We start from the raw sequence: 18,177 nt of genomic DNA, 5'->3' as shown, positions 1-18,177 counted from the left end.
CAGACAACGATCGCAGCGAATTACCAGGCTTGCCCGCGACGCTTGAGCTCCAGGCGGCGGATGAACTCTTCAAGTACCAGGGTGTAGAGATCGTCTTTGAGGTAAGCGTCCTCGATGCCGGCGTCCATGTTCGGGTTGTCGTTGACTTCGATGACCACCACTTTATCGCCAGACTGTTTGAGGTCGACGCCGTACAAGCCGTCGCCGATCAGATTGGCGGTTTTCACGGCCAGTTCGACCACTGCGCGGGGTGCTTCGTGGACCGCCAAGGTGCGGCATTCGCCGTTGATGTCGCTGCCGATGGCCTTGTGGTTGTAGATCTGCCAGTGACCTTTGGACATGAAATATTGGCAGGCAAAAATCGGCTTGCGATTGAGTACGCCGATGCGCCAGTCGTACTCGGTGTAGAAGAACTCCTGAGCCAACAGCAACACCGAATGCTCGAACAACTCGGCGCTGGCCTTGAGCAGGGCTTGCTGGTTTTCGACCTTGATCACGCCACGGGAGAAACAACCGTCGGGAATTTTCAGCACCAGTGGGAAGCCCAATCGTTCACTGATCTGTTCGAAATCCTGCGGTCGATCCTTGTACAGGATTTCAGTGGCGGGCATGCCCAGTTGATGGCTTTTAAGCAGGTCGGCGAGGTACACCTTGTTGGTGCAGCGCAGGATCGACGCGGGGTCGTCCATCACCACCAGGCCCTCGCTTTCGGCCTTCTTGGCGAAGCGGTAGGTGTGGTTGTCGACGCTGGTGGTTTCGCGAATCAGCAGCGCGTCGTACTCGGCCAGGCGTGAGTAATCCTTGCGCTCGATCAGCTCGACATCGATACCCAGGGTCTTGCCGACACGGATGAAACCCTCGAGGGCTTTCTGGTTGGAAGGCGGCAAGGCTTCTTGCGGGTCATGCAGGATCGCCAGGTCGTATCGTGCCACGCGGCGTGAACGCGGTTGACGCCAAATCTTGCGACTGAAGCCGTCCAGCGAGTTGGCGAACTGGTCTTGTTGATCGTCGCGCAACTTGTGCAGGGCACCGGATTTGATCTCGGCGATATGCCAGGCATCGCTGTTGCGGAACTCCACCAACAGGATCGGACTGGGGAAGGCTTCGAACAACTGGCGGGCCAAATCCTGCAACGGTTCGAGATCGGTCTTACCGAAATACAGGCTCAGGGTGAAGCCTTCGGTGTGGCTGTAGGGATGATTGCCGAGGGCTTTTTTCAGGGTCTTGTCCAGGTCATCCAGGGCCAGGCCGTACAGCGATTTTTTGGTCAGCTCGCTGATGGTGCGCACCGACGGAATCACTTTGTGCCCGCGAGCTTCGGCCAGCAACGAACAGTAGTAACCGTGGCCCAGATACTTGTAGCTGCGGCACAGGTTGATCACCTGCACGCGCTTTCCGGCCTCGTTGTCCCTGGGTTTTTCCAGGTATTCCTGAGCGGTAACAACATCTTCACTGGGGAAGTAACTGGCCCAGTCCTCCTTGCGCTCAACGATGATCACCAGTTGGCTGTTGGCCTTGCCGGGGTCGGGCAAGTAGCTGGCGGGGGTCAAGGTCGTGGAGGTGCCGGGCTTGGGTAACGCAGGTAAGTTCGCTTGTGCCGCTGACATGTGATGGGGTCCGTTGGAGAACAAGTCCTTTTCTATTAAACACGGCGGTTTTCAAAAGTCCCGTTTCGTTACGCAAGTTTTACGGCAGGTTTTTTTCTCGACGGCACACTGTGCTCAGGGGAATTTCTCGCAGGATCAGCATGCACATCGACTTTCGCAAAGCCACCGAAAATGACCTCGACGCCCTGCTGGCGCTGGAGAACCAATGCTTCACCCATGACCGCATGAGCTCGCGCAGTTTTCACTGGATGATCAGCCGCGCCCACGCCAGTCTGATCGTCGCCTACGGTGATAACCGGGTGCTCGGCTATGCCTTGCTGCTGTTCCATCGCGGCACCTCGCTGGCGCGTTTGTACTCGATTGCGCTGGCCAGCGACGCACGCGGTCTGGGCCTGGGCCGACGCCTGCTGGCACAGGCCGAACAACGTGCGCGGCAACATGATTGCGCGTACCTGCGGCTTGAAGTACGCCCGGACAACCCGACCGCGATCAGCCTCTACGAGCGCAACGGGTATCGGCGCTTTGCCGAGATCAGCGATTACTACGAAGACCACGCCGCCGCGCTGCGCTTCGAAAAACGCATCCTCGAATTCCCCGACAACGACAGCCGTTCGCTGCCCTATTACCAACAAACCACCGATTTCACCTGCGGCCCGGCTTGCTTGCTGATGGCGATGACTGCCTTGCAGCCGCAACGGCCGATGCAACGGCGCGAGGAAGTGCAAATCTGGCGGGAAGCGACCACCGTGTTCATGACCTCAGGCCATGGCGGCTGCAGCCCGCAAGGCTTGGCGCTGGCCGCCTGGCGACGCGGGTTTCGGGTGCGCTTGCAGGTGAGCGTGAGCGGGCCGCTGTTTCTCAGTGGGGTGCGCAGCGAGGAAAAGAAACAGGTGATCAAACTCGTGCATGAAAGCTTCTGCGACGAGCTGGAACACAGCGATGTGCAGCAGGTGCACAGCGCGCAACTGGACCTGCGCGCATTGATTGACGAAGGCGGCCAGCCGCTGGTGTTGATCAGCAGCTACCGCCTGACCCGCTCCAAGGCGCCGCATTGGGTGATGATCACCGGTTGCGACAAGGATTTCGTCTACCTGCACGACCCCGACATCGACCACAGCCAACACCGCCAGGCCCTCGATTGCCAGCATGTGCCGGTGAGTCATCGGGACTTTGAGCGGATGAGTTGTTTTGGCGGGAATAAGCTGAGGGCGTCGGTGATTGTGTATGCGAGTGAGAATGGGGAAACCGGTACACCGCTGTAGAGCCTGTCATGCTGCTTTTCTGTAGGAGCTGCCGAAGGCTGCGATAAGGCCGGAACGGCCTTCGGGCCGTTGGTTCGCAGCCTTCGGCAGCTCCTACAAATTAGAGGTGTTTCAGCCGAGATCGCCACCACCTACCGGCAAGGTCACACCGGTAATGTAGGCGGCATCATCACTGGCTAAAAACAAGATTGCCCCCGCCTGTTCATCCACTGTGCCGTAGCGCTTCATCAGGCTGCTATCGACGGTCTGGTCAACGATCTGCTGATACCACACCTTCTCCGCCGCACTTTGTTCGGCGGTGTTGCGGGGGATGCGACGCGGCGGTGCTTCCGTCCCGCCTGGCGCGGTGGCGTTGATGCGAATCCCGCGTTCGGCATTCTCAAACGCCAGGCACGCGGTCAATGCATTCACGCCACCCTTGGCCGCGCCATACGGCACGCGGTTGACGCCGCGCGTGGCCACCGATGAAACGTTGACGATCGCGCCTGACTGCTGCTGCAACATAAATGGCAACACCGCATGGCAGCACCACAAGGTCGGGAACAGCGAGCGGCGCACTTCGCTTTCGATTTCATGCTCTTGATAGTGCTCGAACGGCTTGGCCCAAATGGTGCCGCCGACGTTATTGACCAGGATATCGATGCGGCCGAAACGCTCGGCGGCGGCGACCATCACCTGATGCGCGTCGTTGTACTGTTCGAGGTCGGCGGTGAGGGTCAGGACTTCGGCGTGTTGGCCGAGGCTGTCGTTGAGTTCGTGGACCAGTTCGGAACGGTCGACCAACACCAGCTTTGCGCCCTCCTCGGCCATGCGTTCAGCAACGCGGCGGCCGATGCCTTGGGCGGCGCCGGTGATGACGGCGACTTTTTCGGTGAAGCGGTGGTTGGGCATGAAGGGCTCTCCAATATGTGTAGGAGCGAACTTGTTCGCGAGGCGGTGTGTCAGGCAAATCACTTCAAGCTGCTCGCCAACAAGTTGGCTCCTACAGGGGAATGCGCTCCTTTATAGGACCGAACTTGTTCGCGAGGCGGCATCAGGCGCTGGCCGCAAATTTCTCGAAATAGAAATTCGCCGGCTGGGTGCCGCGTTCGCGCAGGTTGAGGCTCACGGCTTCGACCATCGGCGGCGGGCCGCAGAGGTAGATATCCACTTCACCCTCATTCAAATGCGCCGGCTCGATGTGCTGGGTCACGAAGCCTTTTTTCGGGTGCTGACTTTCCGCCGCTGCCACACAGGCGCTGTAACTGAAGTTGGGAATGCGCTGTGCCAGTGTTTCGAGCTTGTCCATCTCCACCAGGTCGAAGTCGTGACTCACGCCGTAGATCAAATGCACCGGGTAATCACTGCCGGCTTCGGCGATCTTTTCCAGCATCGCCAGAAACGGCGCCAACCCGGTACCACCCGCCAACATCAACAACGGACGCTTGATGTCACGCAGGTAAAAGCTGCCCAGCGGCCCGGTCAGGCTGATGCCCTGCCCGGCTGCGGCGTGGTCCTTGAGGTAAGTACTCATCAACCCGCCCGGCACGTAGCGAATCAGGAACGACACCTGCCCGTCCTGCTGCAACGAACTGAACGAGTACGCACGGCTTTCACTGCTGCCCGGCACTTGCAGGTTGACGTATTGCCCCGGCAAGAACGCCAGGGAGCCCAAACCTTCGCCGCTAATCGACAAGCGAATCGCGCTGTCGGACAACACCTGCACATCGCTAATGGCGCCATCGAAACTGGCCTTCTGCGTGCGGCACACTTCCGAGGAAGCCGGCACCCGCACCACGCAGTTGCTCTCGGCACGCATCTGACAGGTCAGCACGAAACCCTGCTCAGCCTCCTCCGCCGTCAGCGCGTCGTCGATGTACTCGTCGCCCAGGCTGTATTTGCCCGATTCGGCGAAGCACTTGCAGGTCCCACAGGCGCCGTCGCGGCAATCCAGCGGAATGTTGATGCCCTGACGATAGGCGGCATCAGCCACCACTTCGCCGGGGTTAGCGTCGATGAAACGGGTGACGCCGTCTTCAAAGTTGAACGCAATGGTATGAGTCATGATCGGGCACTCGCTTCAGAGGTGATAAACGTCGATGACCTGGCGCACGTAATCGTTTTTCAACACAATCTTCTTGGCCTTGATCAGCGGCGCTTCACCGCGGGTGTCGAGGGTGTAGAAGCTGGTGCCGAAATAACTGTCGACGGTTTTGTAACGAAAACTCAGGGTGTGCCAGTTGAAGCGCAGCTTGCACAGCCCGTCAGCCTGTTCGAGGATCTCGATGTTGCTGATGTTGTGCGAGGTGCGGGTGTCCGGCACGCTGGCGCTGGAGCGCTCGGTCTTTATGCGGAAGATGCGATCTTCCAGGCCGCTGCGGTTGCCGTACCAGATCAACGAAATTTCCCGCTGCGGGTCTTGGGTCAGTTCATCGTGATCGTCCCAGGACGGCATCCAGTAGCTTGAGTCAGGGGAATACAGTTCCAGCCAGTTGTCCCAGTCCTTGTCGTCCAGGTAACGCGCTTCACGATAGAGGAAGTCGCGCACGGCATCGTAGGAAATGCTCATCACACCGCCTCCACAGGAATCAATTGCCGAGCCGCTTGTTGTTGCTCAAGGGCTTTGTGCATGGTCGCGAGCCAATGCTTGTGCTGAACCACGAACAGACCTTCGTCCTCGGTGCGTTTGCCGCTGAGGATCGGGTGCAGGTCGATTTCACGCGCCGCATCGTCCGCGCCTTCGATCCAGTGCTTGGCGCCGCGCGACATGTCATTCCACGGCATGGCTTTGGCGTTAAAGCCCAACTGGCAGGAACGGAACTCTTCGAGGTCGTCCGGGGTGGCCATGCCACTGACATTGAAGAAGTCTTCGTACTGGCGAATACGCCGGGCGCGGGCTTCGTCGCTTTCGCCTTTGGGGGCGATGCAGTAGATGGTGATCTCGGTTTTATCCACAGAGATCGGCCGTGCGATGCGGATCTGCGAACCGAACTGATCCATCAGGTACAGGCTCGGGTACAGGCACAGGTTGCGCGAGTTGCCGATCATCCAGTCGGCGCGGGCCTGGCCGAAATCGCGGGCCAGTTCGTCGCGACGCTCGTACAGCGGCCGATCTTCCGGATTCGACCAACGCGTCCAGAGCAGCATGTGGCCGTGTTCGAACGAATAAAAACCACCGCCTTGCTTCGACCAGGTGCCGGCGTCCATCGCACGGATATCGTCGCCGCCGGCCGCTGTTTTACGGCGGTTGCTGGTGGCGGCGTAGTTCCAGTGCACCGAACTGACGTGATAACCATCGGCACCGTTTTCCGCGTGGAGTTTCCAGTTGCCTTCATAGACATAACTGGACGAACCACGCAGCACTTCCAGGCCGTCAGCCGATTGGTCGGCGATCATGTCGATGATTTTTGCCGATTCGCCCAAGTGTTCTTTGAGCGACACCACGTCGGGATTGAGGCTGCCGAACAGGAAGCCGCGATAGGACTCGAAGCGTGCGACTTTTTTCAGGTCGTGGGAGCCTTCGCAATTGAACGCGTCGGGGTAGCCTGCTTCGGCTGGGTCTTTGACTTTGAGCAACTTGCCGGAGTTGTTGAAGGTCCAGCCGTGGAACGGACAAGTGTAGCTGGAGCGGTTGCCGGTTTTGTGTCGGCAGAGCATGGCGCCGCGATGACTGCAGGCGTTGATGAAGGCGTTCAGCTCACCGTCCTTGTTGCGGGCGATGAACACCGGCTGACGGCCCATGGTGGTGGTGTAGTAGTCGTTTTTATTCGGCAGTTGGCTTTCATGGGCGAGGTACAGCCAATTGCCCTCGAAGATGTATTCCATCTCCAGTTCGAACAGGCGCGGATCAGTGAACATCTCGCGTTTGCAGCGATAGATGCCCTTCTCGTGATCTTCCTCAAGCAGGGAATGCAGGTAATCGAATCCCAGGGACATGACCCGGTTCTCCATTGTTATTGTTCGACCGTTGCAGGCTATGCCTGGCGGGGGGCGAACAATATCCACGGAGTGCGGAGGGTTATCCGATTTGTGCAAGATGTTGTAGGAGCGGGCTTGTCGGATCGCCGCACCGCCGCGATGACGGTGTGTCAGATACTGATTGTTCCCACGCTCTGCGTGGGAACGCATCCCGTGACGCTCCGCGTCACCTAGTACCTTATAATTGTGCACAGAGACGCTGAGCGTCTCGGTCTGCATTACCACGCGGAGCGTGGGAACGATCAAACAGCGTCATAACTCCGTCAGCGGCGTTTCAGGGTGACCGAGGGCAACTCGCCAAACTGATGCTTGTAGTACTCAGAGAACCGGCCCAGGTGAAGAAAGCCATAATCGAGGGCGATTTCAGTCAGGTTTCGCACCCGTTGATTCGGGTCTGACAGACTCATCTGAATCCGCTCCAGCTTCTTGCGCCGGATGTAATTCATCGGCGTAGTCCCGGCATGCCGCTCGAACAGCGCATACAGCGAGCGCAGGCTCATGTGACTGAGTCGGGCCAGAGAATCGGCCGTGATGTCCTGCTTGAGGTTCTGCGCAATGTACTCGGCCAGCCGTTCGAACGGCGCCGACTGCACCTCCAGCGACTCGCGGACGACGTTACTGCCCAGCAGCGTCAGCAACTTGCTGGCGATGATCTGCGTGTAATGCTCACGCACCCGAGGCATCACCAGATCAGTCTCCGCCTCCTGACACACCAGCCCCAGCAGCCCCATAAACCCGTCAAGCTCGGCCAGGTTATGCCGACTCGAGGCGAAACGAATGCCCTCGCTGGGCTTGTGCCAGCGCAGATCGGCGCAGGTCGTTTCAAGCACCGACAACGGCAATTTGAGAATGAATTTTTCGCAATCGGCGGAATACAGCAAATCCACCGGATCATCGGGATTGATCAGCAGCAACTCGCCCGGTTCGAAGTAGTGTTCTTTCCCGAAAGCCTTGGACAAACACTGCCCGCGCAACAGGATTTGCAGGTGGTAAATGGTTTCCAGCGCGGGAGAAGTGACGTGCACGCTATCGCCGTAACTGATGCGGCACAGGTCAAGGCTGGCGAATTTACTGTGATTGAGGTTGGCCTGCGGCCTGGAAGAGACAGGCAACTGGATGCAATGGGAACCTACATGCTGGTTAACGTATTCCGACACCGCATAGGGATCGGCTCGCTCAAACACCATGCTCTTATCGTTCAGCAGCCTGCTGTGCATACACGGCTAACTCATGCTCTTCTTATGGCAACGAGCCTACTGGAGATGCACGCCAAACAACAGGCTAATGTCCGATCACCGAACACTGTCTGCGCCGACCTGACCGACGGAGAGTCAGCTCAATAAATGAATGCTGCGCTACTTTGCTCATTCATGACAAAATTATGGTCACCATTTATAGAGCCACGCTCGGAGACTCCGGCAATGCGTTACTCGGAAGACCATAAAGCCCAAACCCATCAACGGATCATCAACGAAGCGTCGGCGCGCTTTCGGCGTGACGGCATTGGCGCCACGGGTCTGCAACCGCTGATGAAAGCCCTGGGCCTTACCCATGGCGGCTTCTATGCGCACTTCAAATCCAAAGATGAACTGGTCGAAAAATCGCTGTCCCAGGCGGCAGACGACCTGTCAGCGCACTGTGAAGAGTTGTTCTCGCAAAAAGAACACCCGCTGGCGGCGTTTATCGACAACTACCTGTCCAACGGCCACCGCTCCGCGCCGGAACAGGGCTGCCCGCTGCCGACCATGTCCTCGGAACTGGGGCAACGCGGCCAGCCCAGCCCAACCACCGACAAAATGATTCACAACCGCCTGAACGCGATCGAAAGTGGCTTGCCGGAAGGTATCGCCAATGCGGCAGAGCTGAGCACGGTGATGTTGTCGACACTGGTGGGCGCGCTGGTATTGTCGCGCAGCGCGCATGACGCCGAACTGGCCGACCGGATACTCGAGACCACACGCGAGTGGTTGAAGGAACAGGCGAAGGCTTAAGCCTGACGTCCGCACAATCCCTGTAGGAGCTGCCGCAGGCTGCGATCAATCTACATCGCGAAGGCCGTTCCGGCCTTATCGCAGCCTTCGGCGGCTCCTACAAGGGTCCCCAATCACCCCATCAATCCTGCCAACGCTTGAACAACACGCTCGCATTCACCCCGCCAAAACCAAACCCATTGGACAGCGCATAGTCGATCTTCATCTTGCGCGCTTCGCCATGCACGATGTCCAGGCCTTGCGCCGCTTCATCGGGGTTTTCAAAGTTCAGCGTGGCTGGCGCGACTTGATCGCGAATCGCCAACGCCGTGAAAATCGCCTCGATCCCGCCTGCTGCGCCGAGCAAATGCCCAGTGGCGGACTTGGTCGATGTCACCGCAATCGAATTCTGATCGCCGAACACCGACTTGATCGCCGCCATCTCGCCTTTATCGCCTACCGGTGTCGACGTCGCGTGAGCGTTCAAGTGCTGAATCTGCGAAGCCTGGATACCCGCCTGACGAATCGCCGCCTGCATCGCACGACGCGCGCCGCTGCCATCTTCCGGCCCGGCGGTCAGGTGATAAGCGTCAGCACTGCTGCCGTAACCCACCAACTCGACAATCGGCGTGGCGCCACGAGCGAGCGCATGCTCCAGCGACTCAATCACCAGAATCCCCGCGCCCTCGCCCATCACAAAACCATCGCGATCACGATCAAACGGACGCGACGCCTTGGTCGGCGTCTCGTTGAACGCACTCGACAATGCCCGCGCCGCCGCGAAACCACCGAGGCTGACCCGATCAATCGCCGCTTCCGCGCCGCCGCAAATCGCAATATCCGCCTCACCGCTATGAATCATCCGCGCCGCGTCACCGATCGCCTGCACACCGGCCGCACACGCCGTCACCGGCGCACCGAGCGGGCCTTTGAAACCGTGCTGAATCGACACATGCCCGGCCGCCAGATTGACCAGGAACGAAGGAATGGTGAACGGCGACAAACGACGCGGGCCACGAGTATCCACAGTCCTTACCGCGTCGGCAATCGCACCAAAGCCGCCGATCCCGGAACCAATGATGGTCGCGGTACGCTCTTTTTCCTCGTCGGACTCCGGCACCCAGCCGGCCTGAGCCACCGCTTCCTTGGCCGCCGCGATGGCGAACATGATGAAACGGTCCATCTTCTTCTGTTCTTTAGGCGCGATAGACTCATCCGGATCGAACCCCGCCTCAGCATCATCGGCGCGCGATGGCACAACACCACCGACCTTGCCTGGCAAGTCAGCCACCACGTCTTCCGGCAGCGTAACCAACCCGGAGCGGCCAGCCAGCAGCCGTTTCCACACCGCCTCTACGCCACTGCCCAAAGGCGAAACCAGGCCCATGCCCGTCACTACGACTCGGCGTCCGTTCATGCAATCACCTCAACCTAGAAAAGAAACTCAAGCAGACGGCTTATATCGCGCCGCCGCACTGCTCAACGACAAATTCGGCCCCATCGCATGACGGGCCGCTACAAACGCATCCCACTCCGCAGGGTTGGACAACGCCGGAATGGTAATCAACTCTTTCTGATCAAAACCGGCCAACGCGGCATCGACCAATTCATTCACTTCCATCACCATCTCAGGCGGAAATGCATTCAAATCCAGACCGCTACGCTCCCAGATCTCAGTCCGCGTCGCACCCGGCAACACCGCCTGAACCTGCACCCCCGCCTCACTGACCTCAGCATGCAACGACTGCGTCAGACTCAACACATACGCCTTGGTCGCCGCATACGTCGCGTTAAACCGCTCAGGCAACAACGCCACCACCGAAGCAATATTCACAATCGCCCCACGCCCGGCTTTGGAAAAACTGTCCGCCGCCGCCGACGCCAAATGCGTCAAGGCCACAACGTTCAACTGAATCATCCGATCCAACCCACCCAAATCCGCCGCCGCCAACGTACCGTCCGACGCTACACCAGCGTTATTCACCAACAACGAAATCGACGCATCAGTGCGCAGACGCTGTTCGACCTTATGCAGATCAGCGCTATCCACCAGATCAGCCTTCAACACCTCCACCTTTACACCTGTTTCATGACGCAGTCGCGTTGCCAGGGTTTCCAGGCGCTGCAAATCGCGAGCAACCAACAACAAATCGTAGCCGCGTTTGGCGAAACGGTCAGCATAGATAGAACCGATGCCAGTGGATGCACCGGTGATGAGGGCAGTGCCTTTTGACGTGGTCATGGGTTTGATACCTGGGTGAGGGAGCGTTTATATTACAATCGTAATTCATGGCGATTATATGACGCTCGACATGGACGATGTCAAGGAAGGGGGCTGAAGGGTTGGCAGGTGGGATGGAGGATAGACTGTAGCGGATGGCGAGTGCGGGGGTCTGACTGAAGGTCTGCAATACAACGAAAAAAGCCGATCCAAAGACCGGCCTTTTAGGCGCAATTTCCTAGTTGATACTGACTTTATCGCGGTTTTTCTCGAGGATTGCCTTACCGATGCCCTTCACCTCGAGCAGTTCGTCAATAGAGGTGAACTCGCCGTTCTCCTCACGGTAGGCAACGATGGCCTGGGCCTTTGCGCTGCCTATGCCGCTGAGCTGTTTTTGCAGGGTGTCGGCGTCTGCGGTATTGAGGTTGACCTTCACAGACTGATCGGCCTGCATGACTGCCTGCGCACTGACCGGGGCGGGGGCTGAAGGCTGAGCGGCAGGGGCCGCGCTGACGGCGACCGAGGCGGTGGTGAAGACGGCGAACAGGAGGGATGAGAGGAAAGCACTGCGCATAGGTGACGCTCCTTGTGAGACTGGGTTGGAAGCAGCAATCCGGGGCTGCTTTTCAAAGGTAGACGATGGGTGGGGGGCGTCAAAGGTGGAAGCGTTACTGGAGATTTTTGCCTTACCGCCGCTTGGAATCGAGTCTAGGGGTGACGGTACCCCGCCAGCATATTAATATGTCGGTTCCCAAAAGTCGGTGAAATAGCGTGCATACCAGTACAAGTAAATTCTCTATTTCACAGATCCTGAAAAAGTCCGGATGGACAGCCGACGCTAGCCTTCTAGTAAAAACAAAGGATCTCAAGGAAGAGTCGCAATGAAAAAAGTAGCTATTCTTCAGTCTAATTACATACCTTGGAAAGGGTACTTCGACATGATTGCATCCGTCGATGAGTTCATTCTTTATGATGACATGCAATACACCCGCAGAGACTGGCGGAACCGTAATCAGATTAAGACACCACAGGGAGTACAGTGGTTAACCGTACCCGTTTTGGTGAAAGGAAAATATCATCAAAAAATCCGTGAAACAGAAATTGACGGTACAGACTGGGCGGCTGCGCACTGGAAAGCGTTAGTACAAAATTACCGTCGTGCCCCACACTTCATGGAAATAGCCGACTGGCTCGAACCGCTTTATATGAACGGCTCATACACCCATATCTCCCAGCTAAATCGACGTTTTATTGAGGCCATTTGCGCTTACCTTGGCATCAAGACGACCATCAGTAATTCATGGGATTACACGCTGCTCGACGGAAAAACTGAACGTCTTGCTGACCTATGCTACCAGGCAGGTGGCAGTGAGTATGTCTCGGGCCCATCAGCAAAAGACTACGTAGTTGAAAAAGTATTCGACGACCTCAGTATAAAACTTAGTTGGTTTGATTACGCCGGGTACCCAGAATATCCACAACAGTGGGGTGAATTTTCTCATGGAGTCACTATTCTGGATCTACTATTTAACTGTGGTAGCGAGTCACACCTCTTTATTAGGCATGTCAACCCATGAAACCGCCCTTGGTCATGACCACTTATCCATCTGCACTGCGTTTCAACAACTGGTGTAAGGAAATATGCCGGGTGGCTAATTTTAAGGATATTTACGGGACCCCATCAATTTCTCTAAATCATCACGAGGTGAATTATGCATGAAACCAAGGCTGACCTTTTACGCGAAGTTGCCAACTACTATTCGGAAAAGCTAGCACTACATGGAGAAACCCCCCGCGGAGTGGATTGGAACGGCGAAGAGGGCCAAGCCTTAAGATTTAATCAACTCTGCAAGGTCGTCAATGGAGCCGATAGCTTCTCTTTGAACGACCTGGGCTGCGGGTATGGCTCCCTTTTCGATTTTTTACGCGAAAACTATTCCACTTTTTCCTATCTCGGTCTCGACGTCTCCGAGGATATGGTTCGTGCCGCTAGCACACGATATCTTGATCAGCATCAAGCGCGCTTCATAGCATCCCCCGAGCCCGATGCGGCAGCAGATTACGGTGTGGCCAGTGGAATATTTAATGTGCGACTCGGACGCACCGACGCTGAGTGGCAAAGCTACCTTGAGGCCACCCTGGACGTTCTGGATCGTACCAGCCGTTTAGGTTTTTCTTTCAATTGCCTGACCTCCTACTCAGACGAAAACAAAAAGCGCGACTACCTCTACTACGCAGATCCATGCCAACTATTCGACCTCTGCAAGAAGCGATATTCAACCCAGGTTGCGTTGCTGCACGATTATGGACTTTATGAGTTCACCATCCTCGTGAGGAAGATATAATGAAAAATAAACTCGTTATTTTTGGTTCAGGTGATATTGCTCAGCTGGCACACTTCTATTTCAGTTCGGACTCTGAATTCGAAGTCGTCGCATTCACCGCTGACGCAGACTACATTGAAAGCCCCACATTTTGCGGACTACCAGTTGTCGCCTTCGAAAGCGTAATGAACGAATTTCCTCCAGAGTCTCACTCGATTTTTGTAGCACTTAGCTACTCAAAACTAAATCTGGTGCGAAAAGAAAAGTATCTAGCCGCCAAAGCACTGGGCTACACAGTTGCCAGCTACATAAGTAGTAAAGCCACGGTATTGAACGAAGGTAAAATTGGTGAAAACTGCTTCATACTTGAAGACAACACTATTCAACCCTTTGTTGCAATAGGAAACAACGTTACGTTGTGGAGCGGCAATCACATTGGGCATCACTCCACACTGTCCGACCATACATTCATCGCTTCACACGTAGTCATCTCCGGCGGAGTCGTAATTGGTGAGCAATGTTTTATTGGTGTCAACGCAACACTGAGAGACCATATCAAAATCGGAGATCAATGCGTCATTGGTGCTGGCACATTATTATTAGCTGACGCGGAACCTAACGGAGTTTATATTGGCTCTTCAACGGAACGCTCCAAAGTACCTAGCAATAAACTGAGAAAGATATGAGCTTAGTTTGGAAAAAACTGGGGCAGCTCTATTCACCGCCAACCACTGGCAGGCACCCAAAGCTGTTATCCCACGCTGCAAACCCGCTACCCGTTCATCTCAAAGGGGACGTTTACCGTATTTTTTTTAGCGGTCGAGACTGCGATAACCGATCCTCTGTGGGTGCGGTGGACATAAATATCGTAGAGCGAAAAATAGTCCAAGATCACAACCTTCCCTTTTTCGAGCACGGACCAAAAGACAGCTTCTACGCTGATGGCGTCAGCATAGGAAACTGCTATACGGTGAATGGCGTTATGTACATGCTATTTATGGGATGGCAGTCTCCGCCCGATCAGCATTGGCGAGGAGACATCGGCAGGCTCATCGTCAACCCTGACCTGACGCTGAGGCTAGACAATGATCTCCCGTTTATGGCCGTCGACTCTACAGATGCGCTAAGCCTGTCATACCCTTGGGTGTACAAGAAAAAAGATGGTGAGTATTGCATGTGGTATGGGTCGACTAGAACTTGGGACGCCGGTAATGGAGAAATGCTCCACGTCATTAACCGTGCCTCGTCTATCGACGGCCATAAATGGGTTCGAGAAGGGTTAGCAATTCCATATCAGATTGGAGTCGCACAAGCATATTCACGACCTACAGTTGCGACAAACCCCCTAGGTGGTTTTGATATGTGGTTCTCCTACCGAAGCGGTAGCGGGGAAAAGTATCGAATTGGTTCCGCAACAACCGGCCACGGAGAAGTCTGGCGTTTGACACTTGAGAACACCGGCATAACCGTAGGGCCAGAAAAATGGGACTCTGACATGATTGAATACCCATTTGTATTCGAGCATAACGGAAGACACTACATGCTCTATAACGGCAACGATTACGGCAAAACAGGTTTCGGCCTCGCTATTAGGGAAGAAATCTGATGCCGCGCATATTCGACTATCTTTATATTTTTATAACAATAGGTTTTACCGTCTATGGCCAGTTAGTTTTGAAGTGGAGAATTTCAAAATTCGGACCTCTTCCTGAAGATATTCTTGAAAAGCTGAAGTTTTTAGTGTCACTGCTATTCGACCCTGTAATATTTACGGGCTTCGCGGCAGGTTTTCTGGCTTCGCTTGCCTGGATGGCGGCAATGACAAAGTTCGACCTAAGTCATGCCTACCCTTTTATGAGTTTGAATTTTGTTGTCGTGATTGTTTTAAGCGGATGGTTGCTGAGCGAGCCTATAACTCCGCAAAAAATATTGGGGATCTCTCTCATCATGTTGGGTACGGTGGTAGCTGCTCGTGGATAAACCTGTGGACTCACGCCGATCCTCACTGACAGGTTCATACCTATACATCTGCGCGCTATTCGCTGTAACCGCCCTCGTAGTGATTTTGTGCAATCTATCACAGCCTATGTGGGAAACAAACGACGACATCGCAATGTCAATGGTTGCTCATGGTTACGGTATCGCAGCTTTCAGCTCCCCAAACATTATATTCTCTAATATTATCTGGGGATATATTGTCAGATTAATCCCCACATTTGATGGAGTGCTCGGCTACTCCACAGCCACTTTTGGAGTATTAATAATCTCCGGTACGGCCATCTTTGCGGGACTGATGAAACTAGGTGCCCACCCGGTAAAATCAGCACTCGTATTAATTCTTATATTTACCCGACCAATTCTTTTCCCGCAATTTACACTTAATGCCGGCCTGCTTATGGTAGCAGCTATCATTTGTTTTCACTTGTATTCAAGAACGACAAGCTTAGTGGCGTTAGTAATCGGTTGCGTCCTCGCATATCTGAGTTACTTAGTTCGAAGCCAAGAATTTTTACTGGTACTTCTTGTTGCTTTACCACTACTTCCTTGGAAACTTCTAAAAAAAACGCGGGCCGCAAAATTTGCATTGGCAATCACAGCCTTCGCTATAGTGTTGTCAGCGATCACTGACTACAAAGCCTATCAGAGTCTTGATTGGCAAGCGTACAATCAATTAAACCCGGCTCGAGCTCATTTTACTGATTTCGGCGCTGGACAGCAGCTCAAAAATAGACCCGATATACTTGACGAACACAACTACAGCCAAAATGATATAAATCTCATTACAAACTGGTTTTTCGTCGATCCTGATATTGCCAATCCAGGCAAACTAAACTCTATGCTCGAAAAATTAGGGCCGTTACCCATCCAAAGCAACTCGCTAACCAACGCCTGGATTGGCGTAAACACTATAATTCACCCCAACCTTCTACCACTTATTATTGCGGCCCTTATATTATTTGTCTGCTGCCCAAGTCGAAAATATTTAGTCACTGCCTGCCTATGTCTGGCAGCAATATTTTGTTTAGGCTTATTGGGGCGCCCTGGAGTATTGAGAGTTTACATGCCTTTGGCCTCTCTACTTGTCATAGTCCCGTTTTTAAGCACACGAAAAAATAACATCTGGCGTGAGCGACTGGCGCTGGCGGCAATATTTTTAATTGTGGCATTCAATACGTACACTGTTTACGCGCAATCGAAGGCATTTGAAGCCTCATCTAAGCAGATAAACCAAGGGTTGAGCGACTTTCCGCCGCAGTCGTTAGTCGTTTGGGGAGCAGGATTTCCTTTTGAGGCCGCCTACGCACCTCTCACTCCATTAGCGTCCTCACTTCGTTTATATGGCCTAGGTGTCTTTACACTTGCCCCCTTTTCAGTTGCATCCCAAGATCAGAAAAATGGCGATGGCATTATCGATCTTCTTAAAAAAGGAATAGCAATTCCAATCGTCGGCACAGAGCAAAATTTCGCGTCACTTGGGAAATATTGCGAAGAGCATTTAAATAGAAAACTGATGCCGTATAAACCTCAGACCATCGACCAAGTTCAGGTAACCTGGATACGGTGTGAGGCCGGCTCAACACTTGGAATAAATCAGCAAAGGACGACCAATAAATGAATCAGCACATCCCGTTTAACTGGCCACACATGACAGGCAAAGAACTTTATTACATTGCTGAAGCCCACTTTAATGGTCGTTTGGCAGGTGATGGCCCCTTCACAAAGCGATGCCATAGCTGGATTGAGGAGCGTACAGGATGCAGTAAAGCTCTGCTGACCCACTCTTGCACCGCAGCACTAGAAATGGCGGCGTTGTTGCTGGATATACAACCGGGTGATGAGATCATCATGCCCTCTTATACTTTTGTATCTACCGCAAATGCTTTTGCATTGCGAGGCGGAGTGCCCGTCTTTGTCGATATTCGTGAGGACACGTTGAATATCGACGAGCGATTGATCGAATCAGCAATTACAACTCGCACAAAGGCAATCGTCGCAGTCCATTACGCCGGCGTAGCCTGTGAAATGGATACAATCATGGCAATCGCCCGAAAACACCATCTAAAAGTGGTGGAGGACGCTGCACAGGGAGTAATGGCCAGCTATAAAGGTCGAGCACTGGGGAGCATTGGTGATCTAGGGGCTTACAGCTTTCATGAAACAAAAAATGTAATTTCCGGCGAGGGCGGTGCACTTCTTGTCAACGACCCCGAATTAGCCTTAAGAGCTGAAATTATTCGTGAAAAAGGTACAGATCGAAGTAGATTTTTCCGTGGCGAGGTCGACAAGTATACTTGGCAAGAATTGGGCTCATCGTTTCTACCTGGCGAACTGATTGCCGCCTTTTTATGGGCCCAATTGGAGGAGGCAGATAGAATTACCCAAGAGCGGATAAATAGCTGGCAGCGTTATCATACCCTATTGGAGTACTTTGAATCAAAAGGACTGTTACGCCGTCCAATCGTACCAGAGGGATGCCAACATAACGCGCACATGTATTATGTATTACTTGCACCTGAGATTAATCGTCAAGCTGTGCTCGACAGTTTCAGAAGCAACGATATTGCGTCGGTATTCCATTACGTCCCACTTCATTCATCACCAGCAGGCCAACGATACGCTCGAGTTCACGGCGAGCTAAAGTTCACTAACAGCCAGTCTGAACGTCTAGTTCGTTTACCACTTTGGGTAGGTCTTACTGACGAACAGCAGGACAGAGTGCTTCGGGTCCTCAAATCGTCTTTATAGTAAACTTTCCCAATGGACTGAAGGGCAGACGAAATTTATTCGTATCTCTTCTGTCCACGGGGGGGGGCCACAAAAAAAGAGTAAGAGAGA

Annotated in this window: 18 protein-coding genes; 9 read left to right on the top strand and 9 right to left on the bottom strand. The window is 54.3% G+C overall.

Going from position 1 to position 18,177, the window contains the following annotated elements:
• Positions 1-20: 20 nt before the first annotated feature.
• Entirely contained in the window at positions 21-1,607 is a 1,587-nt protein-coding gene (locus ACF0H7_RS06430; RefSeq protein ID WP_397451952.1) for a RimK family protein, read from the bottom strand.
• A 140-nt stretch (positions 1,608-1,747) separates the two neighbouring features.
• Between ACF0H7_RS06430 and ACF0H7_RS06425 the strand changes: the two genes are divergently transcribed.
• Entirely contained in the window at positions 1,748-2,869 is a 1,122-nt protein-coding gene (locus ACF0H7_RS06425; RefSeq protein WP_397451951.1) for a peptidase C39 family protein, read from the top strand.
• Between the two features lie 111 nt (positions 2,870-2,980).
• On the opposite strand, the gene ACF0H7_RS06420 is transcribed toward ACF0H7_RS06425, so the two are convergent.
• From ACF0H7_RS06420 to ACF0H7_RS06400, 5 genes are all read right to left on the bottom strand, one after another.
• Complete coding sequence (locus ACF0H7_RS06420; protein WP_397451950.1) at positions 2,981-3,760, bottom strand: 1,6-dihydroxycyclohexa-2,4-diene-1-carboxylate dehydrogenase; 780 nt, start codon at positions 3,758-3,760, stop codon at positions 2,981-2,983.
• A gap of 142 nt (positions 3,761-3,902) precedes the next feature.
• Positions 3,903-4,913 carry a benzoate 1,2-dioxygenase electron transfer component BenC gene (benC, locus tag ACF0H7_RS06415; protein ID WP_397451949.1) on the bottom strand — a complete coding sequence of 337 codons (1,011 nt, stop codon included), beginning with the start codon at positions 4,911-4,913 and terminating at the stop codon, positions 3,903-3,905.
• 15 nt (positions 4,914-4,928) lie between these two features.
• Positions 4,929-5,417, bottom strand: coding sequence for a benzoate 1,2-dioxygenase small subunit (benB, locus tag ACF0H7_RS06410; protein WP_397451948.1), 489 nt, complete (start codon positions 5,415-5,417; stop codon positions 4,929-4,931).
• Positions 5,417-6,784 (bottom strand): benzoate 1,2-dioxygenase large subunit, encoded by a 1,368-nt coding sequence (benA, locus tag ACF0H7_RS06405; protein ID WP_397451947.1) that lies wholly within the window; start codon positions 6,782-6,784, stop codon positions 5,417-5,419. The genes benB and benA overlap by 1 nt, the downstream gene beginning before the upstream one ends.
• Positions 6,785-7,089: 305 nt before the next feature.
• Positions 7,090-8,043: an AraC family transcriptional regulator gene (locus ACF0H7_RS06400; protein WP_397451946.1), complete on the bottom strand. Its 954-nt coding sequence runs from the start codon at positions 8,041-8,043 to the stop codon at positions 7,090-7,092.
• 204 nt (positions 8,044-8,247) lie between these two features.
• On the opposite strand from ACF0H7_RS06400, the gene ACF0H7_RS06395 reads away from it, so the two are divergent.
• A complete protein-coding gene (locus tag ACF0H7_RS06395; RefSeq protein WP_397451945.1) occupies positions 8,248-8,817 on the top strand; it encodes a TetR/AcrR family transcriptional regulator in 570 nt (189 codons plus the stop codon).
• 121 nt (positions 8,818-8,938) lie between these two features.
• On the opposite strand, the gene fabF is transcribed toward ACF0H7_RS06395, so the two are convergent.
• The 3 genes from fabF to ACF0H7_RS06380 form a co-directional block, all read right to left on the bottom strand.
• Positions 8,939-10,213, bottom strand: a complete 1,275-nt coding sequence (fabF, locus tag ACF0H7_RS06390) for a beta-ketoacyl-ACP synthase II (protein ID WP_397451944.1) — start codon at positions 10,211-10,213, stop codon at positions 8,939-8,941.
• 27 nt (positions 10,214-10,240) lie between these two features.
• Positions 10,241-11,038 carry an SDR family NAD(P)-dependent oxidoreductase gene (locus ACF0H7_RS06385; protein WP_397451943.1) on the bottom strand — a complete coding sequence of 266 codons (798 nt, stop codon included), beginning with the start codon at positions 11,036-11,038 and terminating at the stop codon, positions 10,241-10,243.
• Positions 11,039-11,255: 217 nt separating this feature from the next.
• Complete coding sequence (locus tag ACF0H7_RS06380) at positions 11,256-11,591, bottom strand: ComEA family DNA-binding protein (RefSeq protein ID WP_397451942.1); 336 nt, start codon at positions 11,589-11,591, stop codon at positions 11,256-11,258.
• Positions 11,592-11,898: 307 nt separating this feature from the next.
• Here ACF0H7_RS06380 and ACF0H7_RS06375 point away from each other — a divergent pair, with 307 nt between their 5' ends.
• The 7 genes from ACF0H7_RS06375 to rffA all read left to right on the top strand — a co-directional run bounded on the left by ACF0H7_RS06375 (position 11,899) and on the right by rffA (position 18,087).
• On the top strand, positions 11,899-12,594 hold the full coding sequence (locus tag ACF0H7_RS06375; RefSeq protein ID WP_397451941.1) for a WbqC family protein: 696 nt from the start codon (positions 11,899-11,901) through the stop codon (positions 12,592-12,594).
• Between the two features lie 135 nt (positions 12,595-12,729).
• Positions 12,730-13,362, top strand: coding sequence for a class I SAM-dependent methyltransferase (locus ACF0H7_RS06370; protein ID WP_397451940.1), 633 nt, complete (start codon positions 12,730-12,732; stop codon positions 13,360-13,362).
• On the top strand, positions 13,362-14,027 hold the full coding sequence (locus ACF0H7_RS06365; protein WP_397451939.1) for an acetyltransferase: 666 nt from the start codon (positions 13,362-13,364) through the stop codon (positions 14,025-14,027). Before ACF0H7_RS06370 ends, ACF0H7_RS06365 begins: the two co-directional genes overlap by 1 nt.
• Positions 14,024-14,947, top strand: a complete 924-nt coding sequence (locus ACF0H7_RS06360; protein ID WP_397451938.1) for a hypothetical protein — start codon at positions 14,024-14,026, stop codon at positions 14,945-14,947. Before ACF0H7_RS06365 ends, ACF0H7_RS06360 begins: the two co-directional genes overlap by 4 nt.
• A complete protein-coding gene (locus ACF0H7_RS06355; RefSeq protein WP_397451937.1) occupies positions 14,947-15,321 on the top strand; it encodes an EamA family transporter in 375 nt (124 codons plus the stop codon). Before ACF0H7_RS06360 ends, ACF0H7_RS06355 begins: the two co-directional genes overlap by 1 nt.
• Positions 15,322-15,454: 133 nt before the next feature.
• Positions 15,455-16,957: a hypothetical protein gene (locus tag ACF0H7_RS06350; RefSeq protein ID WP_397451936.1), complete on the top strand. Its 1,503-nt coding sequence runs from the start codon at positions 15,455-15,457 to the stop codon at positions 16,955-16,957.
• The gene (gene rffA / locus ACF0H7_RS06345) at positions 16,954-18,087 is read left to right on the top strand and encodes a dTDP-4-amino-4,6-dideoxygalactose transaminase (protein ID WP_397451935.1); all 1,134 of its coding nucleotides are present in this window, start codon (positions 16,954-16,956) and stop codon (positions 18,085-18,087) included. The genes ACF0H7_RS06350 and rffA overlap by 4 nt, the downstream gene beginning before the upstream one ends.
• Positions 18,088-18,177: the final 90 nt, after the last annotated feature.

This window comes from Pseudomonas sp. NA-150, assembly GCF_044336365.1.
Lineage (GTDB): Bacteria > Pseudomonadota > Gammaproteobacteria > Pseudomonadales > Pseudomonadaceae > Aquipseudomonas.
Note: the sequence above shows the minus strand (reverse complement) of the source record. Positions and strands in the feature narration are given on the sequence as shown.